The 21316-nt window shown below is 72.1% G+C and carries 18 protein-coding genes and 4 tRNA genes; 18 read left to right on the forward strand and 4 right to left on the reverse strand.

Translation table 11 applies throughout. The features are described from left to right. Positions 1-20: 20 nt before the first annotated feature. Together ACI79U_RS07370 and ACI79U_RS07375 are read right to left on the reverse strand one after the other, a co-directional pair. Positions 21-1148, reverse strand: a complete 1128-nt coding sequence (locus tag ACI79U_RS07370; RefSeq protein WP_457063930.1) for a 2-oxoacid:ferredoxin oxidoreductase subunit beta — start codon at positions 1146-1148, stop codon at positions 21-23. Next, positions 1145-3097 carry a 2-oxoacid:acceptor oxidoreductase subunit alpha gene (locus ACI79U_RS07375; protein WP_457063928.1) on the reverse strand — a complete coding sequence of 651 codons (1953 nt, stop codon included), beginning with the start codon at positions 3095-3097 and terminating at the stop codon, positions 1145-1147. Before ACI79U_RS07375 ends, ACI79U_RS07370 begins: the two co-directional genes overlap by 4 nt. A 229-nt stretch (positions 3098-3326) precedes the next feature. Between ACI79U_RS07375 and htpX the strand changes: the two genes are divergently transcribed. Continuing rightward, complete coding sequence (gene htpX, locus ACI79U_RS07380) at positions 3327-4202, forward strand: zinc metalloprotease HtpX (protein ID WP_457063926.1); 876 nt, start codon at positions 3327-3329, stop codon at positions 4200-4202. 93 nt (positions 4203-4295) lie between these two features. Here htpX and ACI79U_RS07385 read toward each other — a convergent pair whose 3' ends face one another. Continuing rightward, positions 4296-4787: a YajQ family cyclic di-GMP-binding protein gene (locus ACI79U_RS07385; protein WP_457063924.1), complete on the reverse strand. Its 492-nt coding sequence runs from the start codon at positions 4785-4787 to the stop codon at positions 4296-4298. Positions 4788-4877: 90 nt separating this feature from the next. Here ACI79U_RS07385 and ACI79U_RS07390 point away from each other — a divergent pair. Continuing rightward, positions 4878-4959, forward strand: a tRNA-Tyr gene (locus ACI79U_RS07390). 66 nt (positions 4960-5025) lie between these two features. Here ACI79U_RS07390 and ACI79U_RS07395 read toward each other — a convergent pair. Further along, positions 5026-5478, reverse strand: a complete 453-nt coding sequence (locus tag ACI79U_RS07395; protein WP_457063922.1) for a pilus assembly protein TadG-related protein — start codon at positions 5476-5478, stop codon at positions 5026-5028. A 161-nt stretch (positions 5479-5639) separates the two neighbouring features. Between ACI79U_RS07395 and ACI79U_RS07400 the strand changes: the two genes are divergently transcribed. The 16 genes from ACI79U_RS07400 to rpoB all read left to right on the forward strand — a co-directional run bounded on the left by ACI79U_RS07400 (position 5640) and on the right by rpoB (position 21217). Then, entirely contained in the window at positions 5640-5921 is a 282-nt protein-coding gene (locus ACI79U_RS07400; protein ID WP_457063920.1) for a hypothetical protein, read from the forward strand. Then, a complete protein-coding gene (locus ACI79U_RS07405; protein WP_457063918.1) occupies positions 5918-8038 on the forward strand; it encodes a hypothetical protein in 2121 nt (706 codons plus the stop codon). Before ACI79U_RS07400 ends, ACI79U_RS07405 begins: the two co-directional genes overlap by 4 nt. Before the next feature lie 524 nt (positions 8039-8562). After that, positions 8563-11025, forward strand: a complete 2463-nt coding sequence (locus tag ACI79U_RS07410; protein WP_457072579.1) for a putative bifunctional diguanylate cyclase/phosphodiesterase — start codon at positions 8563-8565, stop codon at positions 11023-11025. Between the two features lie 104 nt (positions 11026-11129). Beyond that, positions 11130-11202: transfer RNA gene (locus ACI79U_RS07415), tRNA-Thr, on the forward strand. A gap of 57 nt (positions 11203-11259) precedes the next feature. Next, positions 11260-11333 (forward strand) — tRNA-Met (locus ACI79U_RS07420). A gap of 96 nt (positions 11334-11429) precedes the next feature. Next, on the forward strand, positions 11430-11594 hold the full coding sequence (gene rpmG, locus ACI79U_RS07425) for a 50S ribosomal protein L33 (RefSeq protein WP_014742879.1): 165 nt from the start codon (positions 11430-11432) through the stop codon (positions 11592-11594). 33 nt (positions 11595-11627) lie between these two features. Then, positions 11628-12074 carry an FAS1-like dehydratase domain-containing protein gene (locus tag ACI79U_RS07430; RefSeq protein ID WP_457063913.1) on the forward strand — a complete coding sequence of 149 codons (447 nt, stop codon included), beginning with the start codon at positions 11628-11630 and terminating at the stop codon, positions 12072-12074. Next, positions 12071-12496: a MaoC family dehydratase gene (locus ACI79U_RS07435; protein WP_457063910.1), complete on the forward strand. Its 426-nt coding sequence runs from the start codon at positions 12071-12073 to the stop codon at positions 12494-12496. Before ACI79U_RS07430 ends, ACI79U_RS07435 begins: the two co-directional genes overlap by 4 nt. 326 nt (positions 12497-12822) lie before the next feature. Continuing rightward, positions 12823-12898: transfer RNA gene (locus ACI79U_RS07440), tRNA-Trp, on the forward strand. A gap of 58 nt (positions 12899-12956) precedes the next feature. Continuing rightward, complete coding sequence (secE, locus tag ACI79U_RS07445; protein WP_457063908.1) at positions 12957-13427, forward strand: preprotein translocase subunit SecE; 471 nt, start codon at positions 12957-12959, stop codon at positions 13425-13427. 41 nt (positions 13428-13468) lie between these two features. Continuing rightward, a complete protein-coding gene (nusG, locus tag ACI79U_RS07450; protein ID WP_457063906.1) occupies positions 13469-14371 on the forward strand; it encodes a transcription termination/antitermination protein NusG in 903 nt (300 codons plus the stop codon). 102 nt (positions 14372-14473) lie between these two features. After that, on the forward strand, positions 14474-14902 hold the full coding sequence (gene rplK, locus ACI79U_RS07455) for a 50S ribosomal protein L11 (protein ID WP_457063904.1): 429 nt from the start codon (positions 14474-14476) through the stop codon (positions 14900-14902). A gap of 125 nt (positions 14903-15027) precedes the next feature. Further along, positions 15028-15747, forward strand: a complete 720-nt coding sequence (gene rplA, locus ACI79U_RS07460; protein WP_457063902.1) for a 50S ribosomal protein L1 — start codon at positions 15028-15030, stop codon at positions 15745-15747. Between the two features lie 405 nt (positions 15748-16152). Further along, on the forward strand, positions 16153-16755 hold the full coding sequence (gene rplJ, locus ACI79U_RS07465) for a 50S ribosomal protein L10 (RefSeq protein ID WP_457063900.1): 603 nt from the start codon (positions 16153-16155) through the stop codon (positions 16753-16755). A gap of 17 nt (positions 16756-16772) precedes the next feature. After that, complete coding sequence (gene rplL, locus ACI79U_RS07470; RefSeq protein ID WP_153359801.1) at positions 16773-17162, forward strand: 50S ribosomal protein L7/L12; 390 nt, start codon at positions 16773-16775, stop codon at positions 17160-17162. A 545-nt stretch (positions 17163-17707) separates the two neighbouring features. Further along, positions 17708-21217 (forward strand): DNA-directed RNA polymerase subunit beta, encoded by a 3510-nt coding sequence (gene rpoB / locus ACI79U_RS07475; RefSeq protein ID WP_457063897.1) that lies wholly within the window; start codon positions 17708-17710, stop codon positions 21215-21217. The last annotated feature ends 99 nt before the right edge of the window (positions 21218-21316 follow it).

Below are 21316 nucleotides of genomic sequence, written 5' to 3' on the forward strand. Positions count from 1 at the left end.
ACTGGCGTGCAGTGCTCGGGTCAGGCGTCGACCGTCCAGCTGTCGCTGCCGGCGAGCAGCGCGTCGAGGTCGGCCGGCTGCTGCGCGGCGGCGTCCTCGAGCTGGTCGGCCATCATCCGGTCGTAGGTCGGCTTGGCCACCGACCGGAAGACGCCCATCGGGCTGTAGCGCAGGTCCTGGCTGGAGAGCCGGGACAGCGCGAACGCGTACGACGGGTCGTCCCGGTGCGCGTCGTGCACCACGATCTGGCTGGCGTCGACCTGGTTGGTCTCGGCGATCCGCAGGCCCCCGAAGTCGTCGCGGACGACGCAGGAGGCGCCGCCGGGGCCGAAGACCAGCGGCTCGCCGTGCACCAGCGGGATGGTCCACATCGGGCCGGTGGCCGGGTCCTTGAGCAGCTCGAACGCGCCGTCGTTGAAGATGTTGCAGTTCTGGTAGATCTCCACCAGCGACGTGCCCTGGTGCTCGGCGGCCTGCCGCAGCACGTCGGTGAGGCCCTTGCGGTCGGAGTCCATCGCCCGGCCGACGAAGGTCGCGTCGGCGCCCAGCGCCAGGCTGACCGGGTTGAACGGGTGGTCCAGCGAGCCCATCGGGGTGCTCTTGGTGACCTTCCCGACCTCGCTCGTCGGCGAGTACTGGCCCTTGGTGAGCCCGTAGATCCGGTTGTTGAACAGCAGGATCGTCAGGTTCACGTTCCGGCGCAGGGTGTGGATCAGGTGGTTGCCGCCGATGGACAGCGCGTCGCCGTCCCCGGTCACGACCCACACCGACAGGTCCGGGCGCGAGGCGGCCAGGCCGGTCGCGATCGCCGGGGCGCGGCCGTGGATGGAGTGCATCCCGTAGGTGTTCATGTAGTACGGGAAGCGGCTCGAGCACCCGATGCCGGAGACGATGACCATGTCCTCGCGGGCGATGCCGAGACTGGGCAGGAAGCTCTGGACGGCGTTGAGGATGACGTAGTCACCGCACCCGGGGCACCAGCGCACCTCCTGGTCGGTCTTGAGGTCCTTGGCCTTCAGCGCCGTCTGCTTCGGACCGTTCGCGGCGACCGAGGCGTCGATGGCGCCGGAGATCGTGGTGACGTCCGGGCCCCCGGCGGGCATGCCGAGGTCGTGCACGTGGGCGTTGGTGGACTCGATGGCGGTCACAGGGTCGCTCCCGTCTGTGCAGGGGTGTCGGAGCCGGTGTCGAGGGTGGCGACCGTCCCGGTGGTCCCGTCGATGACGTCCTGGAAGACGGCGGCCAGCTCCGCGGCGCGGAACGGCAGCCCGCGCACCTGGGTGTGGCTGTGCACGTCGATCAGGTACTTGGCCCGCAGGATCATCGCCAGCTGACCCAGGTTCATCTCGGGGCAGACCACCTGGTCGTACCGGGCGAGGATCTCGCCGAGGTCGGCCGGCAGCGGGTTGAGGTGGCGCAGGTGCAGCTGGGCGATGGACCGGCCCGAGGCGCGGATCCGCCGGCAGGCCGCCCCGATCGGGCCGTACGTGGAACCCCAACCGATGACCGCGACCCGGGCATTCCCGTCGGGGTCGTCGACCTCGGTCGCCGGGATCGACGCGGCGATGCCGTCGATCTTGGCCTGCCGGGTGCGGGTCATGAAGTCGTGGTTGGCCGGGTCGTAGGAGATGTTGCCGGTCTTGTCGGCCTTCTCCAGCCCGCCGATCCGGTGCTGCAGCCCCGCGGTACCGGGCACGGCCCACGGGCGGGCCAGCGTCTCCGGGTCGCGCAGGTACGGCAGGAACTCACCCTCCGTGCCGTCCTCCGCGCTGCCGTTCGGCGCGGTGGCGAACTCGACCCGCAGGTCGGGCAGCTCGTCGACGGCCGGGATCGACCACGGCTCGGCGCCGTTGGCCAGGTAGCCGTCGGACAGCAGGATCACCGGCGTGCGGTAGGTGAGCGCGATCCGCACCGCCTCCAGCGTCGCGTCGAAGCAGTCGCCGGGGGAGCGGGGCGCGATCACCGGGACCGGCGCCTCGCCGTTGCGGCCGAACAGCGCCTGCAGCAGGTCGCTCTGCTCGGTCTTGGTCGGCAGGCCGGTGGAGGGACCACCCCGCTGCACGTCCACGATCAGCAGCGGCAGCTCGGTCATCACGGCCAGGCCGATGGTCTCGGCCTTGAGGGCCACCCCCGGGCCGGACGTCGTCGTCACACCGAGCGCGCCCCCGAACGAGGCGCCCAGGGCGGCCCCGATGCCGGCGATCTCGTCCTCGGCCTGGAAGGTGCGGACGCCGAACGACTTGTGCTTCGACAGCTCGTGCAGGATGTCGCTGGCCGGGGTGATCGGGTAGGCGCCGAGGAAGACCGGCAGGCCCGATCGCTGGCCGGCGGCGACCAGGCCGTAGGCCAGCGCCTGGTTGCCGGAGATGTGCCGGTACTTGCCCGGGGCCATCGGTGCGGGCTTGACCTCGTAGGAGACCGCGAAGGCCTCCGTCGTCTCGCCGTAGTTGAACCCGGCCCGGAACGCGGCGATGTTGGCCGCGGCGATCTGCGGCTTGCGGCGGAACTGGCGCTCGAGGAAGCGGATCGTGCCCTCGGTCGGCCGGTGGTACATCCAGCTCAGCAGGCCGAGGGTGAACATGTTCTTGCTCCGCTCGGCCTCCTTCTTGCCCAGGCCGGAGTCCGCGAGCGCCTCGGTGGTCATCGAGGTCAGCGGCACGCTGACCAGCTGCCACTTGTCCAGCGAGCCGTCCTCGAGCGGGTTCGCGGCGTAGCCGACCTTGGCCAGGTTCCGCGGGGTGAACTCGTCGGAGTCGGCGATCAGCAGTCCGCCGCCGGGGAGGTCGACGAGGTTGGCCTTCAGCGCCGCCGGGTTCATCACGACCAGGACGTCGGGCGCGTCGCCCGGCGTCATGATGTCGTGGTCGGCGAAGTGCAGCTGGAAGGAGCTGACGCCCGGCAGGGTGCCCGTTGGCGCCCGGATCTCGGCGGGGAAGTTGGGCAGCGTCGAGAGGTCGTTGCCGAACGACGCCGTCTCGCTGGTGAAGCGGCCGCCGGTCAGCTGCATGCCGTCGCCGGAGTCGCCGGCGAGGCGGATGACGACGCGGTCGAGCTCGACGACGCTCTTCACCAGGCCGCCAGGGGCGGAGCTGGGCACGGTCGGGTCCACGGCGGGGTGCATGCCGGGGGCAACGTCATCCGTTGCGGGGCTGATTCCGGGAGTGGTGCCAGTCATCTGTGAGGTACCTCCGGCTCGCCAGGTTACGTGCGGGTTGCCGGCACCGGACCGGTCGCGGACGAACGTGAGGCACCGCACACAGGGTTGCCTGATCTCGCAGCAGCTGCCCAGGTCACCGGGGAACGGGTGCCGGGCCCCTTCCGTTCTGATGGTCGTGCAACGGTGGAACAACGGTGTGAAGACGGCAGTGCTGCTCGGCCTGATGGCCGGGGTGATCCTGCTGGTCGGCAGCTTCTTCGGCCGGGGTGGGCTGCTGATCGCCCTGGTGGTCGCCCTCGGGGTGAACGGCTACGCCTACTTCAACTCCGACAAGCTCGCCCTGCGGGCGATGCGCGCCTTCCCGGTCACCGAGACGCAGGCGCCGCAGCTGTACGCCATCGTGCGGGAGCTGGCCACCGAGGCGCGCCAGCCGATGCCCCGGCTCTACGTCAGCCCCACCGACCAGCCGAACGCCTTCGCCACCGGGCGCAACCCGCGCAACGCCGCGGTCTGCTGCACCCAGGGGATCCTGGAGCTGCTCGACCGCCGCGAGCTGCGTGGGGTGCTGGCCCACGAGCTGTCGCACGTCTACAACCGCGACATCCTGATCAGCTCGGTGGCCGGGGCGATGGCCACGGTGATCACCTACCTGGCGCACATGGCGATGTTCGCCTCGCTGTTCGGCGGTCGCTCCGAGGACCGGGAGGGCGGCGGTGCCCTCGGCGGCCTGCTGCTGGTGTTCCTCGGTCCCGTCGCCGCGGGCCTGGTGCGGATGGCGGTCAGCCGGAGCCGGGAGTACCAGGCCGACGCCTCCGGCTCCGAGCTCTCCCAGGACCCGCTGGCGCTGGCCAGCGCACTGCGCAAGCTCGAGCGGGGGGTCGCCGTCCGCCCGCTGCCGCAGGACGACCGGCTGGTCACCCAGAGCCACCTGATGATCGCCAACCCGTTCCGCGGGTCGGGGATGGCGTCGATGTTCGCCACCCACCCACCGATGCCGGAGCGGATCGCCCGGTTGGAGGAGATGGCCCGCCAGCTCGGTCAGTAGAAGGGCCCCCTCGCCCCCACGGCACGCTTCGCGCACCGCGGGTCCCTGCGAGGGGGCCGTTCCAGCACGTCGCCAGGGGGCCGTGCCCTCACCTCACCGGTAGTTGTCGAACTGCAGGGCGACGTCGAGGTCCTTGCCCTTCAGCAGCTGCTGCACCGCCTGCAGGTCGTCGCGCTTCTTGCCGCTGACCCGCAGCTGGTCGCCCTGGATCTGCGCCTGGACGCCCTTGGGGCCCTCGTCGCGGATGATCTTCGCGATCTGCTTGGCCTTGTCCGAGGCGATGCCCTGCTGGATCGTCGCGGAGATCTTGTAGCTCTTGCCGGAGGCCTGCGGCTCCCCGGCGTCCAGCGCCTTCATCGAGATGCCGCGCTTGACCAGCTTCTCCTTGAAGACGTCCAGCGCCGCCACCACCCGTTCCTCGGTGTCGGCCGTCAGCGTGACGCCCTCCTCGCCGGCCCAGGCGATCGAGGCGTTCACGCCCCGGAAGTCGAAGCGCTGGGAGAGCTCCTTGCCGGCCTGGTTCAGGGCGTTGTCGACCTCCTGCCGGTCGACCTTGCTCACCACGTCGAAGGACGCATCGGCCATCTCGGTTCCTCCTCTGCCGCGGTCGACCGCCCACCGGTGCCCCGGCAGGTGGTCGACCCTCGTCTTGTACTCTCTCTCCCGTACCACCACGGCGGGTTGCCCGAGTGGCCAATGGGAGCGGACTGTAAATCCGTCGGCTTAGCCTACGAAGGTTCGAATCCTTCACCCGCCACGCCTGGTACGAACGGCCCCCGACCACCGGTCGGGGGCCGTTCCGTCTCCCCGGCAGGTCGTCGGCTCACGGCGCCGTCGGGGCCCGGGCGCTCGCCACCGCGGTGCGCTCCAGCGGCTCCCCGGCCAGGAACAGCCAGCCGAAGGCGATCTCCACCACCCGAGTGCAGCGCACCGTCACCTCGACGCCGTCGGTCACCGCCGACCACGCGTCCAGCCGCGCCCCGGCGTCGGCGAGCTGGTCGGCGACCGCGGCCTCGGCGCCCGCCCGGGTGAGCGGCAGCTCGGTGCCGACGCCCCGGGCGTACACGACCGCCTCGTCGGCCTGGTTGGCCGCCGCGAGCGCGGCTCCGTCGCACACCGACTGCACCTCCTGCTGCTCCAGGAAGGCGTCGGAGGCGGCGACGGCGCCCAGCACCATCAGTGCGGCGACCAGCCAGCAGACCAGCACGAAGGGCAGCGTGGAGCCGTCCTCCGGGTCGGGCCGGGCCCGGTCGACGCCGGGTGGGTGGGCACGCACGCGGGCAGCGTAGGGCCCGGGCGGCGGCACGTCACCGTTGTCCACCGGCTGTGGACGACGCCTGTGGACGATGTGGACGACGACCGCTCCGTCCCCGGGCGGTCCGGCCGGGCCTGTGGACGACGCCGGGGCCGGCGCCGCGGGGCCCGCAGACTGCCCCCATGTCGATCGAGGTGGTCCCTGCCCGGCTGTACGAGCTGGCGCAGGTGCTGGCGGCGGCGGGTGGGCAGGTCGACGGCGCCCGGCAGCTGGTCTCCGGGGGTGGGGTCGGTGACCCGGTGGGGCCGGCGGTGACCGGGTACGCCGAGACCGTCCGCACCGCTGCCGGGTGCCTGGCGGCCGAGCTCACCTGGCTCGGCGGTGCCGTGGCCGCCGCGGCCGACTCCTGGCTCGGCCTCGACGGCTCGGTGCTGGCGGTGCGCGGGGAGGGCACGCCCCGGTGACCGTCGCGCTGCCGAGGCCGGTCGAGCTCCCCGACCCACCGGGTTCGGCGACGGCGCTCGATGCGGTCCTCGACGAGCTCGCGTCGGCCGCCTTCACCGCCGGCCTGGCCGTCCACCTGCTCGAACCCGCCCGGGTGCTGACCGGCTGGCAGGGCGCCGACGCGCGGGTCGCCGCGGGTGAGGTGGCGGCCGCCCTGGGGGTCGCCGACGGCTTGCACCGGTGCCTGACCGTCGCGCTGGACCGGTTGGGCGAGCACCGCGACCTGTGGCTGGACGTCCGGGGCCGGCTGCATGCGCTCCGCGAGGACCAGAGCGCCGACTTCGCCCGGGCCCGCGCGCAGTACGGGGCGTTGCTCGCTGCCGCCCACGGCGGCGACGCCTCGGCCCGGCCGCAGGCCGAGGCGCTGGCGACCCGCCTCGCCGCCGCGGACGACGCCCGGGGAGCCGAGCACGCCGGGCTCCTCGCCGAGCTCGCCCGGGACGCGGACGGCGCGGCCGCGCTGCTGGCCACCGCGAGCCGGGACCTGGGCGGCAGCGACGGCCCCGGGTCGGTCACCGGCGTCACGGTGCACCTGGCCGGTCTCCTGCCCGGGTGGGGCCGCGGGGCGCTGACCACGATGGGCGTCACCGCGGCGGCCGAGCTCACCGGGCCCGGCACCGCCGCCGACGTGCGCGCCGCCGCCGTCCGGTGGGCCGATGCCGTCGCGGTGCCCGCGGTGGCCGAAACCTTCGTCACCGCGCTCGGCGCGGAGGGCCTCACCTTCCTGCTCGCCCAGCTCCACCAGCAGGCCGGGACGGGGGAGGAGGTGCCGCTCGCCGGGCTGCTGGCCGTCGCGCTCACCGCGGCCGGGGTCGGGGCAGGGCCCGTTCCCCGGGTGCGCGAGGTGCTGGGCGCGGCAGCGCTGCCGGTGCACGACCGCGACCCGCGGCACGACGAGACCGCGGTCGGCATGGGGGTCGTGCTCGCCGCACCGGGAGCCGGACCGGCGCTGGCCGCAGCGTGGGGCCGGCGGTTGCTGGAGCGCGAGGCGGTGCAGGGCGTCCGCGCCGTCGACCGGCTCACCGGCGGTCGGCCCGACCCCGTGGCGGCGGCGATCGACGCGGTGCTCCGCGCCGGCGACCCGGCTGCGGCGGGCCGGCTGCTGGGGACGTCGCTGGCCTGGGACGTCCTGCTGCGCCGGGTCTGGGACGACGGCGGCCGGGACGCCGGCGCGCTGATCGGCCTGGCCGAGGACTCGGCCGACGCCGACCAGGTCGCGCGCGGTGCGCTGCGGGCACTGGGTCAGGGACTCGACCCGGCCGGTGCCGGACCCGACCCGGCCGGTGCCGGATCCGACCCGGACGCCGGGGAGCCGGTGGACCTCGCGGCGCTCGGGCAGCTGGCCGACGGGATCGGCGGTCTGCTGGCCGGGCGGTCGGAGCTGCTCGGCCGCGAGCTCGCCGCTGCGGGCACCGGGGAGGAGCTGTCACCGGCGCGGGAGACCGCGCTGCGCGGGCTCGGACTGCTGCTCACCGAGCCGGTGGCCGAGCAGCGGGTGACCAGCAGCCTGGTCGGCGGGCTGGCGTCGGGCGGTGCCCACCGGGCCGAGACGGCCGGCGCGCTGGTGGCGGTCCAGGAGTACGGACACCGTGCCCGGTACGCGCTGCGCTTCGCCCAGGTGCTCGTGGACACCCACGGCCGGGCGGGCCTCTACGACCTGCTCACCGCGCCGGCGGACCTCGTCCGGGGGAAGAAGGTGGTGCCCGGCCTCGGGGTCCTCGTCGACGCCGGCGCGGTGCTGTTCCGTGCCGACGGCCGGATCCGGATCGAGCCCGACGACGGCCCGGTCCGTACGGCCGAGGACGCCGGACGGCTGGCGGCGATCGTCGTCACGGGCGCGGCCGGGGTGCGGCCGTCCGGGGTCGGGACGCCGGCCGGCCGCGCCGCCGTCGACGCCGGGGGAGCCGCGTTCGCGCGCACCTCGGGGGTGCTGACGCTGCCGTCGTTCCCGGCCCGGTACACCGGGAGCACCGTCGGCGCGCTGGTCGAGGACGTGGTGGAGGGGCTGGTCGACGATGCCTCCGGGCCCCCACCGGACCGGGACCGCCAGCAACGCCCGCCGCGCGGACCGCGGTGAGCCGTTCCCCCGGTCGATTCACCCGAACGATGACGACGCTCCGCGACATCGGTGACGCAAAGTGACGACACTACGAAACTCGCCGACACGAAGGGTGTCAGGCTTGCTCGAACGAGTGACCTTCTGCAATGTGATCACTGCGGTGTGTTGCCGGATGACGCTCTGCCCCCGCGTGGGCCGCTGCCGCTCAGCGAGAACTGACAGAGCAGACCGTCATGCCCCGAGGAGACACCATGTCCACCGCCATCAGCTCGTCCGTCGCCCGCACCGCCACCGCCGACCGCGGCTGGAAGTGGACCCGCGGCTGGAAGTGGACCCGCTGACGACGCACCTGTGACGTCGGGGCGGCCCGGTCCCGGGCCGCCCCAACGGGTGAGTGCGCCCTTCCAGACGCCGTGCGCGCTGTTACCGTCGGCGGACCAGCCTCCCCTAGAGACAGGCTCACGTTGGCCGATCAGCCGGTCCCCGAGCGGCGGGGGCCCACACTCCTGCGCCGTCCCGGGTCGATCGGCGTCCTCACGCTGGTGGCCGCGGCAGTCGTCGCCGCCGTCGTGCTGCCCGGGACCTGGCGGGACCCGTCCCCGTGGGTGGTCCTCGCCCTGCTCGTCGCATCCCTGCTGACCGAGTCCGCCCAGCTCGACGTCGAGTTCCGCCGGCAGACCATCTCCCTGTCGCCCACCGAGATCCCCCTGGTGGTCGGCCTGGTCGTGGTGGGCGGCGGCTGGACCGCGGTGTGCCGGGTGGTGGCCGTCCTGGTGGTGATGGGCGTCCGGCGCAACTCGCCGGCGAAGCTGGCCTTCAACTCCGGCATCGCGGTGATCGAGCTGTGCGCGGCTCTCGCGGTCCTCGCGCTGCTCCCGCCGCTGGAGCTCGACGACCCGGTCAGCTGGGGGTCCCTGGTGCTGGCGGTGCTGGCGGCCAGCCTCGTGGGCATGGCCGGGGTCTGCCTGGCCATCACGCTCACCGAGGGCTTCCCGAGCCGAGCGTTCTGGGCCGCGGCGCTCCCCAACGCGCTGTTCGCGCCGCTGAGCGTCGGCGTCGCCGTCATCGCCCTGCTGCTGGTGGAGGAGACCGCATGGTCGTGGGTGCTGATCCTGCCGATGCTGCTGGGCGCCCTGGCCATCTTCCGGCAGTCGGCGCGCGCGGCCCGCGAGCGGCGGACGGTGCAGCGCGTCTACGACTTCGCCCGCCGGGTGGAGCTGGTCAGCCCGGACGAGACGGGCACGCGGGAGATCGTCCGGGCAGTGCGCGAGCTGCTCAACGCCGACCGGGTCGCGCTCTGGCTGCCGCCCTACCTCGATGACGGGCCGGTGCTCCTCGTCGAGGCCACCGACGCCGACATGGCCTGGTACGACGGCCCCGGTGACCCCGACGACCTGCTGCGCCGCCGGGCCACCGCCCCGGGCGCCACGAGCGCGGTGCTGGTCTCGACCGCTCGTGCCTCCGGGGACGAGCTGGCGGCGCTGGGCCGCCGGGGCGCCCGGGAGGTGCTCGGTGCCGCCGTGGTCACCGCTGCCGGGGAGCCGGGCTACCTGGAGGTGTGCGACCGACGCAGCGACAGCGTGACGTTCGCCGCTGCCGACCGGGCGGCGCTGGAGTCGATGCTGACCCACGTCAACGCGGCGATCCGGCAGCAGCAGCTGCTCGGCCAGATCCGGCACGACGCCGACCACGACCGGCTCACCGGGCTGCCCAACCGGCAGCGGCTGGCCGCGGAGATCGACACGCTGCTGCAGGCGGAGCCCGAGACCGCCCGGGTCGGCCTGGTGCTGGCTGCGCTGGACGGCTACACCAACGTCACCGACACCCTGGGGCACGCCGCCAGCGACGAGCTGCTGATGGTCACCGCCGGGCTGCTGCGGGAGCACGCGCCGCCGCAGGCCGTGCTGGCCCGCATGGAGGGTGGTCAGTTCGCCGTCCTGCTGCCGGGGCTGTCGCTCGCGGCCACCGAGCGGGCCGCCCGCCGGCTGCGGGAGGCCGCCTCCACCCGCGCCCAGGTCGCCGGGCTGCACCTGGAGGTGTCGCTGACCATCGGCGTCGCCGCCGCGCCGGTGCACGGCTCGGACGCCGGCGCGTTGATCCAGCGGGCCGACGTCGCGCTGCTGGCCGCGCACGGCTCCAGCGGGGTCGCCACCTACCACCCGGTCCTGGACCAGCAGAGCCTGCGCCGGCTCCAGCTGGGCACCGAGCTCGAAGCGGCGATCACCGACGGCCAGATCACGGTGGTGTTCCAGCCGATCGTGGAGACCCGCACCTCCGACATCGTCTCGGTCGAGACGCTGGTCCGCTGGCGCCACCCCAGGTACGGCGACGTGCCCCCGGACGACTTCATCGCCCTGGCCGAGCAGATCGGCCGCATCGGGTCGTTGACCGACCACGTGCTCGACCGGGCGCTGGACCGCTGCCGGCGCTGGCTGGACCAGGACATCGCGCTCTCGGTCGCGGTCAACCTCTCCGCGCACTGCCTCGCCGAGCCGGACCTGGTCGACCGGGTGCGCCGCGCGCTGCGGCACCACGGTGTCCCCGGGGAGCTGCTCACCCTCGAGCTCACCGAGGGCAGCGTCGTCGACGACACGGTGCGCAACGGCACCGTCCTGGCCGACCTGCACGCGCTCGGCCTGCGGCTGTCGATGGACGACTTCGGCACCGGCTACTCCTCGCTGTCCCAGCTCCGCGCGCTGCCCATCGACGAGCTCAAGATCGACAAGAGCTTCGTGCTGGGCATGTCGACCAGCCAGAACGAGTCGTTCATCGCCCGGTCGATCGTCGAGCTGGCGCACAACCTCGGCCTCCGGGTGGTCGCCGAGGGCGTCGAGGACGAGGTGACCCGCGACCTGCTGGCCCAGATGGGCTGCGACAAGGTGCAGGGCTTCCTGGTCAGCCGGCCGCTGCCGGAGGACCGGCTGGAGGGCTGGCTGCTCGCCCGCACCGGGGTGCGCACCGCCGCGCCGGGGGGCACCCACCGCCGGTTGTTCGTCCGCACCTGACTGTTAGAGTTCTCCCGCGCCCGGAACGGGGCGGCGACACCGGCGGGACCGACCCCCTGACGAGGGGCGAGAGAACACCAGGTAGAGTCTTCCCGTCCGACCACGCCCCTTTAGCTCAGTCGGCAGAGCGTCTCCATGGTAAGGAGAAGGTCTACGGTTCGATTCCGTAAAGGGGCTCGTACGATCGAGTACCGACCACCGGTCCAGTCGCGAGACCGGGCCGCGCGGTCAGCCGGCGGTGTAGCTCAGCCTGGTAGAGCAAGCGGCTCATAATCGCTGTGTCACCGGTTCAAGTCCGGTCACCGCTACTCCAGACGGACCCCGATCTCGGGGTCCGTCGGCGTGTCCGGCACCTGCCGGACACGGGTACCACCCACTGACCAGAACAAGGCGAGGACACACTCATGGCCGCCACTGACGTCCGTCCGAAGATCACCCTGGCGTGCCAGGAGTGCAAGAACCGCAACTACATCACCCGCAAGAACCGGCGGAACGACCCCGACCGGATCGAGCTGAAGAAGTACTGCCCGACCGACCGCAAGCACACGGTGCACCGCGAGACCCGCTGACCCCAGCGGACGTCGAGGCGAGAGGGTGGGAGCATGGCGCTGGACCCAGGACTGGTCGGGCGCAGCTACCCGCCCTCTGCCGTCTACGAGGTCGGGCGGGAGAAGATCGCCGAGTTCGCCACCGCGCTCGGTGACCCCGACCCGGCCTACCGCGACCCCGCCGCGGCGCAGGCGCTCGGGCACCCCGACGTCATCGCACCGCCCACCTTCGCGATCGTGCTCAGCCTGGGGTCCGGCAACGTCGTCGTCGAGGACCCGGACGTGGGCATCGACTACAGCCGTGTCGTGCACGGTGAGCAGCGCTTCACCCACCACCGCCCCGTCCGGGCCGGTGACCGGCTGGTCGCGACCGCCACCATCGACGCGGTGCGGTCCGTGGCCGGGAACGACATGCTGACCACCCGGGTCGACCTGGCCACGGAGGACGGCGAGCCGGTCTGCACCACCCGCTCGATGCTCGTCGCCCGGGGCACCGCATGAGCCGGCTGCGCGCCGCGGACGTCGCCGTCGGCACCGAGCTCCCCGAGCAGAGCTCCCGGGTCACCCGCGCCGATCTGGTCCGCTACGCCGGCGCCTCCGGCGACTTCAACGTCATCCACTGGAGCGACCGGGTGGCCGGCGAGGTCGGCCTGCCCGGGGTCATCGCCCACGGCATGCTCACCGCCGGGCTGGCGGCCCGGGCGGTCACCGCGTGGGCGGGCGACCCGGGCGCGGTCGTCGAGTACCAGGTCCGGTTCAGCCGCCCGGTCGTCGTCCCCGACGACGAAACCGGCGCCGAGGTCACCGTCCGCGGCCGGGTCGCCGCCCTGCTGGAGGACGGGCAGGTCCGCGTCGACCTCACCGTCACCAGCGGCGGCGAGAAGGTGCTGTCCCTGGCCCGCGCCGTCGTCGCGCTCGCCTGACCGGGAGCACCCCGAGCAGGTCCGATGGTGGTGGGCCGGCGCCCGCGGGCCGGGGTGCCCCAGCCGGCTGACCTCCCCGGCCGAGCCGGTCGGGTCCCCGGCCGGAGGGGTCCCGCCCGGCCGTGTTGGCCAGCGGTCCCGCCGGTCCCGTACACTCGACGTCCTGGGGCCAGCATGACCCCGCCACCGGCGTGCCCCGGGACCCTCCGGGGCCCGGCAGCGCTGCGGCGCGGACCGGTCCCGGGCGGGTGTTCCTGAGGGTGTCCCAGGTGTCCTGCGCGAGCGATGCTCGTGGAGGGCCGGACGGGTGGCCCGACGGGGCTCCTAGGGGTGTAGCTCAATTGGCAGAGCAGCGGTCTCCAAAACCGCAGGCTGCAGGTTCAAGTCCTGTCACCCCTGCCACCGACCGACGACCGGTGTCGAGCCGGCGCAGACCATCCATCGAGCAGAGCGAGGCGTTGTGAGCGACAAGGACGGCGAGCCGAACGGCGAGCAGCCTGACGCCGAGCAGTTCGACCGGGAGGCGCCGGGCGTCGACGACGCCGCCGAGCTCGAGGCCGCCGAGGCGGAGATCGCCGACGAGGCGGAGACCGACGAGGACAAGGTCGTCGCCACCCCCACCCGCCGTCAGCGCGGCACTGGCCGAACGGGCAGCCGCCCGGCCGGTCGGCCGATCGAGGGGCGCACCGGGGAGGGCACCCGCTCGCGGGCGGCCGCCGAGCGGGCGCGCGCCGAGGAGCTGCGGGACAAGCGCAGCATCGGCCGGTTCCTCCGCGAGGTCGTGGCGGAGCTGCGCAAGGTCATCTGGCCCGGCCGCAAGGAGCTGATCACCTACACGACCGTGGTGATCATCTTCGTGGCGGTCATGGTCGCGCTCGTCGCCGGCATGGACATCGTCTTCGCCCAGGGCGTGCTCGCCGTCTTCGGCTGAGCGCCCCGCGAGCTGCACCGAACCCAGGAGGAAGAGACCACGTGACAGACCCCCGCGAGCCCTTCGAGACCGACAACGCCGTCGAGGGCACCGACCTCGACGACGCACGGTTCGACGTGCGCGGCACCGCCGACCTCGAGACCGGAGCCGATGAGCCCGGCGCCGCCGAGGGGTCCAGTGACACCACCGACCAGGACACCGCGACCGGCGTCGCCGACGTCGTCCCCGAGGTGGAGTCCGGCGAGCCGGACACCATGGCCGCCGACCCGTCGCCCGAGCCGGCGCCCGACCACGACCCGCTGGTCGCCGAGGTGCTCGAGACGGCCGACGAGGCCGACGAGGACCCCCGGGAGGCGCTGCGCTCGACGCTGCGCACCCAGTTCGGCGACTGGTACGTCATCCACTCGTACGCCGGTTACGAGAACAAGGTGAAGACCAACCTGGAGTCCCGCATCACGTCGCTGGACATGGAGGACTACATCTTCCAGATCGAGGTGCCCACCGAGGAGGTCACCGAGATCAAGAACGGCAAGCGGACCCAGGTCAACCGCAAGAAGCTGCCCGGGTACCTGCTCGTCCGGATGGACCTCAACGACGAGTCCTGGGGCGCGGTCCGCAACACCCCCGGGGTAACCGGCTTCGTGGGCGCGACCTCCAAGCCCTCGCCGCTGAGCATCGACGAGGTCGTCAACCTGCTGGTCGCCGACACCCCGGCCAAGCCCGCCGCGGTGGCGACCGAGACCAGCTCGCCCGCTGCCGGTCCGGTCAGCACGGTCGAGTTCGAGGTCGGTGAGTCGGTCACCGTCATGGACGGCCCGTTCGCCACGCTGCCGGCCACCATCAACGAGATCAACGCCGAGCAGCAGAAGCTGCAGGTCCTCGTCTCCATCTTCGGCCGCGAGACGCCGGTCGAGCTCTCGTTCACCCAGGTCGCCAAGCTGTGAGAAGGACCCCGCTGCCCCCCGCCGCTCGCAAGCTCGCGGCGGGCCCCTGCAGCGGGGCCATCGAACCGAACTGATCAACGCACTCAGAAGAAGAAGGAAGTCATGCCCCCCAGGAAGCGGTTGACCGCGGTCATCAAGCTCCAGATCAACGCCGGTGCGGCCACCCCCGCGCCGCCCGTGGGCCCCGCCCTCGGTCAGCACGGCGTGAACATCATGGAGTTCTGCAAGGCGTACAACGCCGCCACCGAGGCGCAGCGCGGCAACGTCGTCCCGGTCGAGATCTCGGTCTTCGAGGACCGGTCGTTCACCTTCGTCACCAAGACCCCGCCGGCCGCGCGCATGCTGCTCAAGGCCGCCGGTGTGGAGAAGGGCTCGGGCGAGCCGCACAAGACCAAGGTCGCCACGGTCACGCGTGACCAGGTCCGTGAGATCGCGCAGACCAAGATGGCCGACCTGAACGCGAACGACCTCGACCACGCCGAGAAGATCATCGCCGGCACCGCCCGGTCGATGGGCATCACGGTCCAGTGAGCGAAGCCGCCGGCTGACGGCGGCGTTCCACCACCGGGTCCGACGGACCCGGACAGCAACTGTGGGAGGGCCTCGCCGGGCCCGCGCACCACACGACCCCCGATCCGGGGGGAAGGAGCACCACCATGGCGAAGCACGGCAAGAACTACCGCAAGGCCGCTGAGTTGGTCGATGCCGACGCGCTGTACAGCCCGCTGCAGGCCGCCGGCCTGGCCAAGCAGACGTCGATCACCAAGTACGACGCGACCGTCGAGGTCGCGATCCGGCTCGGCGTCGACCCGCGCAAGGCCGACCAGATGGTCCGCGGCACGGTCAACCTGCCGCACGGCACCGGCAAGACCGCCCGGGTCATCGTCTTCGCGACCGGCGACAAGGCCGCCGAGGCCGAGGCCGCCGGCGCCGACGTGGTCGGCTCCGAGGACCTGATCGAGCGCATCCAGGGCGGCTTCCTGGACTTCGACGCCGCGATCGCGACCCCCGACCAGATGGCCAAGGTCGGTCGCATCGCCCGCATCCTCGGTCCCCGTGGCCTGATGCCGAACCCGAAGACCGGCACGGTGACCCCCGACGTCACCAAGGCCGTGAACGACATCAAGGGCGGGAAGATCAACTTCCGCGTCGACAAGCAGGCCAACCTGCACCTGGTCATCGGCAAGGCCTCCTTCGACCAGACCAAGCTGGTGGAGAACTACGCCGCCGCCCTCGACGAGGTGCTCCGCGCCAAGCCGTCCGCGGCCAAGGGGCGGTACGTCAAGAAGGTCACCATCTCCACGACCATGGGCCCGGGCATCCCGGTCGACCCGAACCGCACGCGCAACCTGACGGTCGACGAGGCCAACGCCTGAAGAAGGACCCCGTCCTCCTCACCCCTCGCGAGCTCGGGGTGAGCCTCTGGACGGGGCCGCGAGGCCACAGGACGGCGTCGCCCCTCGCGGGGCGGCGCCGTTCCGTCGTCTGCGGAGGTGGTTGGCGGAGGTGGTTGGCGCGGTGGTCCGGCGATGGCGTACGCTGGCCGCTGTTCCCCCCATGACCGCATGGTCGTCGCACGTCCGCGTGCGATCGAAGGTCCGGATCCCCGGACGGCCCGCGCAGGTGGACGGATCGATGATCGCGCCGGAACCCGGGTCTGCTGACCCGAGCCCCGGCCCTCCTCGCCCCGTGCGCCCTGCGCCGGGGCGTTCCTCGTCTCCGGGCCCCGATCGCTGCGTGCGCGCACCGGCCGGTGGTCGCCCGACAGCGAGAGGAGGCCCATGCCCACGCAGGCCAAGGACGCCGCGATCCAGGAGATCACCGAGCGTTTTCAGGCATCCAGCGCGGCCGTGCTCACCGAGTACCGCGGGCTGAGCGTGTCGCAGCTCACCGAGCTGCGTCGTTCCCTCGGTGCGGGCAGCAGCTATGCCGTCGTCAAGAACACCCTGACGAAGCGGGCGGCGGACTCGGTCGGTTTCTCCGACCTGGGCCCGCTCCTGAGCGGTCCCACCGCGATCGCCTTCATCGACGGCGACCCGGTCGAGGCCGCGAAGGCCATCCGCGACTTCGCGCGGGCCAACCCGTCGCTCGTCATCAAGGGTGGCGTGGTCGACGGCCGCACGGTCGACGCCTCCGAGGTCACCCGCCTCGCCGACGTCGAGCCGCGTGAGGTCCTGCTGGCCAAGATGGCCGGCGCGATGAAGGGCAACCTGACCAAGGCTGCCGGGCTGTTCCAGGCCCCGCTGTCGCAGGTCGCCCGTCTGGCCGAGGCGCTCAAGGAGAAGAAGCCCGCCGAGGGTGCTCCTGCTGCCGACGCAGCTGCTGCTGACACCACCCCCGAGACCACCGACGCTGCCGCGGACGCCGCGGCCAGCGACGCCTGACCCACCAAGGAGACACCATGGCCAAGCTTTCCACCGACGAGCTGCTCGACGCCTTCAAGGAGATGACCCTCCTGGAGCTGTCGGACTTCGTGAAGCAGTTCGAGGAGACCTTCGAGGTCACCGCCGCTGCCCCCGTCGCCGTCGCGGCTGCCGGCCCCGCCGGTGGCGGTGCCGCTCCCGAGGCCGCCGCTGAGCAGGACGAGTTCGACGTCATCCTCGAGGCTGCCGGCGACAAGAAGATCCAGGTCATCAAGGAGGTGCGCGGCCTGACCTCGCTCGGCCTCAAGGAGGCCAAGGACCTGGTCGACAACGCGCCGAAGCCGATCCTGGAGAAGGTCGCCAAGGACGCCGCGGAGAAGGCCAAGGCCGCCCTCGAGGGCGCCGGCGCCACCGTCACCGTCAAGTGACCCCCTGCCCGGCGTCTCCGGACGCCGGGTACGTCACCCTCACGTGACGCCCCGCCCGGCGTGAGCCGGGCCTGCACGACCCGACAGGGGCCGTCCTCCACGCGGAGGGCGGCCCCTGCGGCGTTCGTCGGCCGATCCACCGGCGCCCGGCGTGCCTGCTCGCACCGAGCAGCTCCACTGGCATCATCGGGGCCGGCAGCACCCCACCCGCACGGTCGCGAGTCCCGGGACGCACGGCGTCCCGGTCGGGCGTCGGGGACCGCGGTGGGCGCCGGACACCCCGTCGGAGTGTGTCCCGCGCCGCACCGGCGGCCCGACGTGGACACGGGCGCGGAGCAGGGGTAGGGTCTCCTGTTGCGCTGCCCTCTGACTGCCAGCCCGCCGAGACGGGTCACGAAGGGTGCCCGGGAACGGCTCCGGGCGACCCTGTGTTGACCGTACTGACGGGGCCAGGCATCCGCGGTCAGCCTCGCCGACAACGACGACGACCCAGGACGAACTGCACCCACCGCCCGCACGTCGTGAGGTCCTCGAAAGGACGCATCTTGGCAGGCTCTCGCCCCACCAGCATCACCCCCGGCACCACCGAGTCCCCCAGCAGCACCCCGGCCGCGGTCGAGCTGCAGGCCGGTCCCCGCACCGGCGGCACCGACCACCAGAAGATCCCCGGCGCGCCGCTCCGCGTCTCGTTCGCCAAGATCCACGAGCCGCTCGAGGTCCCGGACCTGCTCGGCCTGCAGACGGCCTCCTTCGAGTGGCTCGTCGGCAGCCCCGTCTGGCGCGCCACCCTCCCCCCCGAGGAGCAGGCCGGCGCCGTCGGCGGTCTGGCCGAGATCCTCGAGGAGATCTCGCCGATCGAGGACTTCAGCGGCTCGATGTCGCTGTCCTTCTCCAACCCGCGCTTCGAGGACGTCAAGGCGTCCCTCGAGGAGTGCAAGGACAAGGACATGACCTACGCGGCGCCGCTGTTCGTCACCGCCGAGTTCATGAACAACACCACCGGTGAGATCAAGAGCCAGACGGTGTTCATGGGCGACTTCCCCGTCATGACGGGCAAGGGCACCTTCGTCATCAACGGGACCGAGCGCGTCGTCGTGTCGCAGCTGGTCCGCAGCCCGGGCGTCTACTTCGACAAGTCGCTGGACAAGACCTCCGACAAGGACGTCTTCAGCGCCAAGGTCATCCCCAGCCGCGGTGCGTGGCTGGAGTTCGACGTCGACAAGCGCGACACCGTCGGCGTCCGGATCGACCGCAAGCGCCGCCAGCCGGTCAGCGTGCTGCTCAAGGCGCTGGGCTGGACCGAGGACCGCATTCGCGAGCACTTCCAGTGGTCGCCCACCATGCTGGCCACCCTGGAGAAGGACCACATCGCCGGGCAGGACGAGGCGCTGCTGGACATCTACCGCAAGCTGCGCCCGGGCGAGCCGCCGACGCGTGAGTCCGCGCAGGCGCTGCTGGAGAACCTGTTCTTCAACCCGAAGCGCTACGACCTGGCCAAGGTGGGCCGGTACAAGGTCAACAAGAAGCTCGGCGTCGGGGCCCCCACCGCGACGACCACGCTGACCGAGGACGACATCGTCGCCACCATCGAGTACGTGGTGCGCCTGCACGCGGGCGAGCCCGACCACGGCGTCGACGACATCGACCACTTCGGCAACCGCCGGCTGCGCACCGTGGGCGAGCTGATCCAGAACCAGATCCGGGTCGGCCTGTCCCGCATGGAGCGCGTGGTCCGCGAGCGGATGACGACCCAGGACGTCGAGGCGATCACGCCGCAGACGCTGATCAACATCCGGCCGGTCGTCGCCTCCATCAAGGAGTTCTTCGGCACCAGCCAGCTCTCGCAGTTCATGGACCAGACCAACCCGCTCGCGGGCCTGACCCACAAGCGCCGCCTGTCGGCGCTGGGCCCGGGTGGTCTGTCCCGTGAGCGCGCCGGCATGGAGGTCCGGGACGTGCACCCGAGCCACTACGGCCGGATGTGCCCGATCGAGACCCCTGAGGGCCCGAACATCGGCCTGATCGGCTCGCTGTCCTCCTTCGGCCGGGTGAACCCGTTCGGCTTCATCGAGACGCCGTACCGCAAGGTGGAGAACGGCCAGGTCACCGAGCAGATCGACTACCTGACCGCCGACGAGGAGGACCGCTTCGTCGTCGCCCAGGCGAACTCGCCGCTGGACGCCACCGGGCGCCTGGCCGAGGAGCGGGTCCTGGTCCGCACCAAGGGCGGTGAGGTCGACTACCTCGCCCCGGAGAACGTCGACTACATGGACGTCTCGCCGCGGCAGATGACCTCGGTCGCCACGGCGATGATCCCGTTCCTCGAGCACGACGACGCCAACCGCGCCCTGATGGGCGCGAACATGCAGCGTCAGGCCGTCCCGCTGCTGCGCAGCGAGGCGCCGCTGGTCGGCACCGGCATGGAGCTGCGCGCCGCGGTCGACGCCGGCGACGTCGTGGTGGCCGAGAAGGCCGGTGTGGTCGAGGACTCCACCGCCGACTACGTGACCGTGATGGCCGACGACGGCACCCGGCAGACCTACCGGCTGCTGAAGTTCCGCCGCTCCAACCAGGGCACCTCGATCAACCAGAGCCCGGTGGTCGAGGAGGGCCAGCGGGTCGAGGTCGGTCAGGTCCTCGCCGACGGTCCGTGCACCGACGAGGGCGAGATGGCGCTGGGCAAGAACCTGCTCGTCGCCTTCATGCCCTGGGAGGGCCACAACTACGAGGACGCGATCATCCTGTCGCAGCGCCTCGTGCAGGACGACGTCCTGTCCTCGATCCACATCGAGGAGTTCGAGGTCGACGCCCGCGACACCAAGCTCGGTGCCGAGGAGATCACCCGGGACATCCCGAACGTCTCCGAGGAGGTCCTCGCCGACCTCGACGAGCGCGGCATCATCCGCATCGGTGCCGAGGTCGTCCCCGGCGACATCCTGGTCGGGAAGGTCACGCCCAAGGGCGAGACCGAGCTGACCCCCGAGGAGCGGCTGCTGCGCGCGATCTTCGGTGAGAAGGCCCGCGAGGTCCGCGACACCAGCCTCAAGGTCAAGCACGGCGAGTCCGGCAAGGTCATCGGCGTCCGGGTCTTCTCCCGCGAGGACGGCGACGAGCTCCCCGCCGGCGTCAACGAGCTCATCCGGGTCTACGTGGCCCAGATGCGCAAGATCAGCGACGGCGACAAGCTGGCCGGCCGGCACGGGAACAAGGGCGTCATCTCCAAGATCCTCCCGCAGGAGGACATGCCGTTCCTCGAGGACGGCACCCCGGTCGACATCGTGCTCAACCCGCTGGGCGTGCCCGGCCGGATGAACGTCGGCCAGGTGCTGGAGACCCACCTCGGGTGGATCGCCAAGACCGGCTGGGAGGTCGAGGGCTCTCCGGAGTGGGCGGCCCGGCTGCCGGGCGCCGCGCGCCAGGCCGGCCCGGGCACCCGTACCGCGACGCCGGTGTTCGACGGTGCCAAGGAGGACGAGATCATCGGCCTGCTCGGCTCGACGATCCCGAACCGCGACGGCAACCGGATGGTCAAGGAGACCGGCAAGGCGCGGCTGTTCGACGGCCGCTCCGGTGAGCCGTTCCCCGAGCCCATCTCGGTCGGCTACGTCTACATCCTGAAGCTCCTCCACCTGGTCGACGACAAGATCCACGCCCGTTCGACCGGCCCGTACTCGATGATCACGCAGCAGCCGCTGGGTGGTAAGGCGCAGTTCGGTGGCCAGCGCTTCGGTGAGATGGAGTGCTGGGCGATGCAGGCCTACGGCGCCGCGTACGCGCTGCAGGAGCTGCTCACCATCAAGTCCGACGACATCCTCGGCCGGGTCAAGGTCTACGAGGCCATCGTCAAGGGCGAGAACATCCCGGAGCCGGGCATCCCCGAGTCGTTCAAGGTGCTGCTCAAGGAGCTCCAGTCGCTCTGCCTGAACGTGGAGGTCCTCTCCGGCGACGGCCAGGCGATCGAGCTGCGTGACACCGACGACGAGGTGTTCCGGGCCGCGGAGGAGCTGGGCATCGACCTCAGCCGTCGCGAGCCCTCCAGCGTCGAGGACGTGTGATCGGCGGGGGGGGGGGGGGGGGGGGGGCCCGGGCGCGGGGGGGCGGGCCGGCTCCATAAATAAAAAAAAAAATAAAAATAATCAAACATACTCAAAAAA

The sequence above is a fragment of the Modestobacter sp. SYSU DS0904 genome (genome assembly GCF_054051115.1).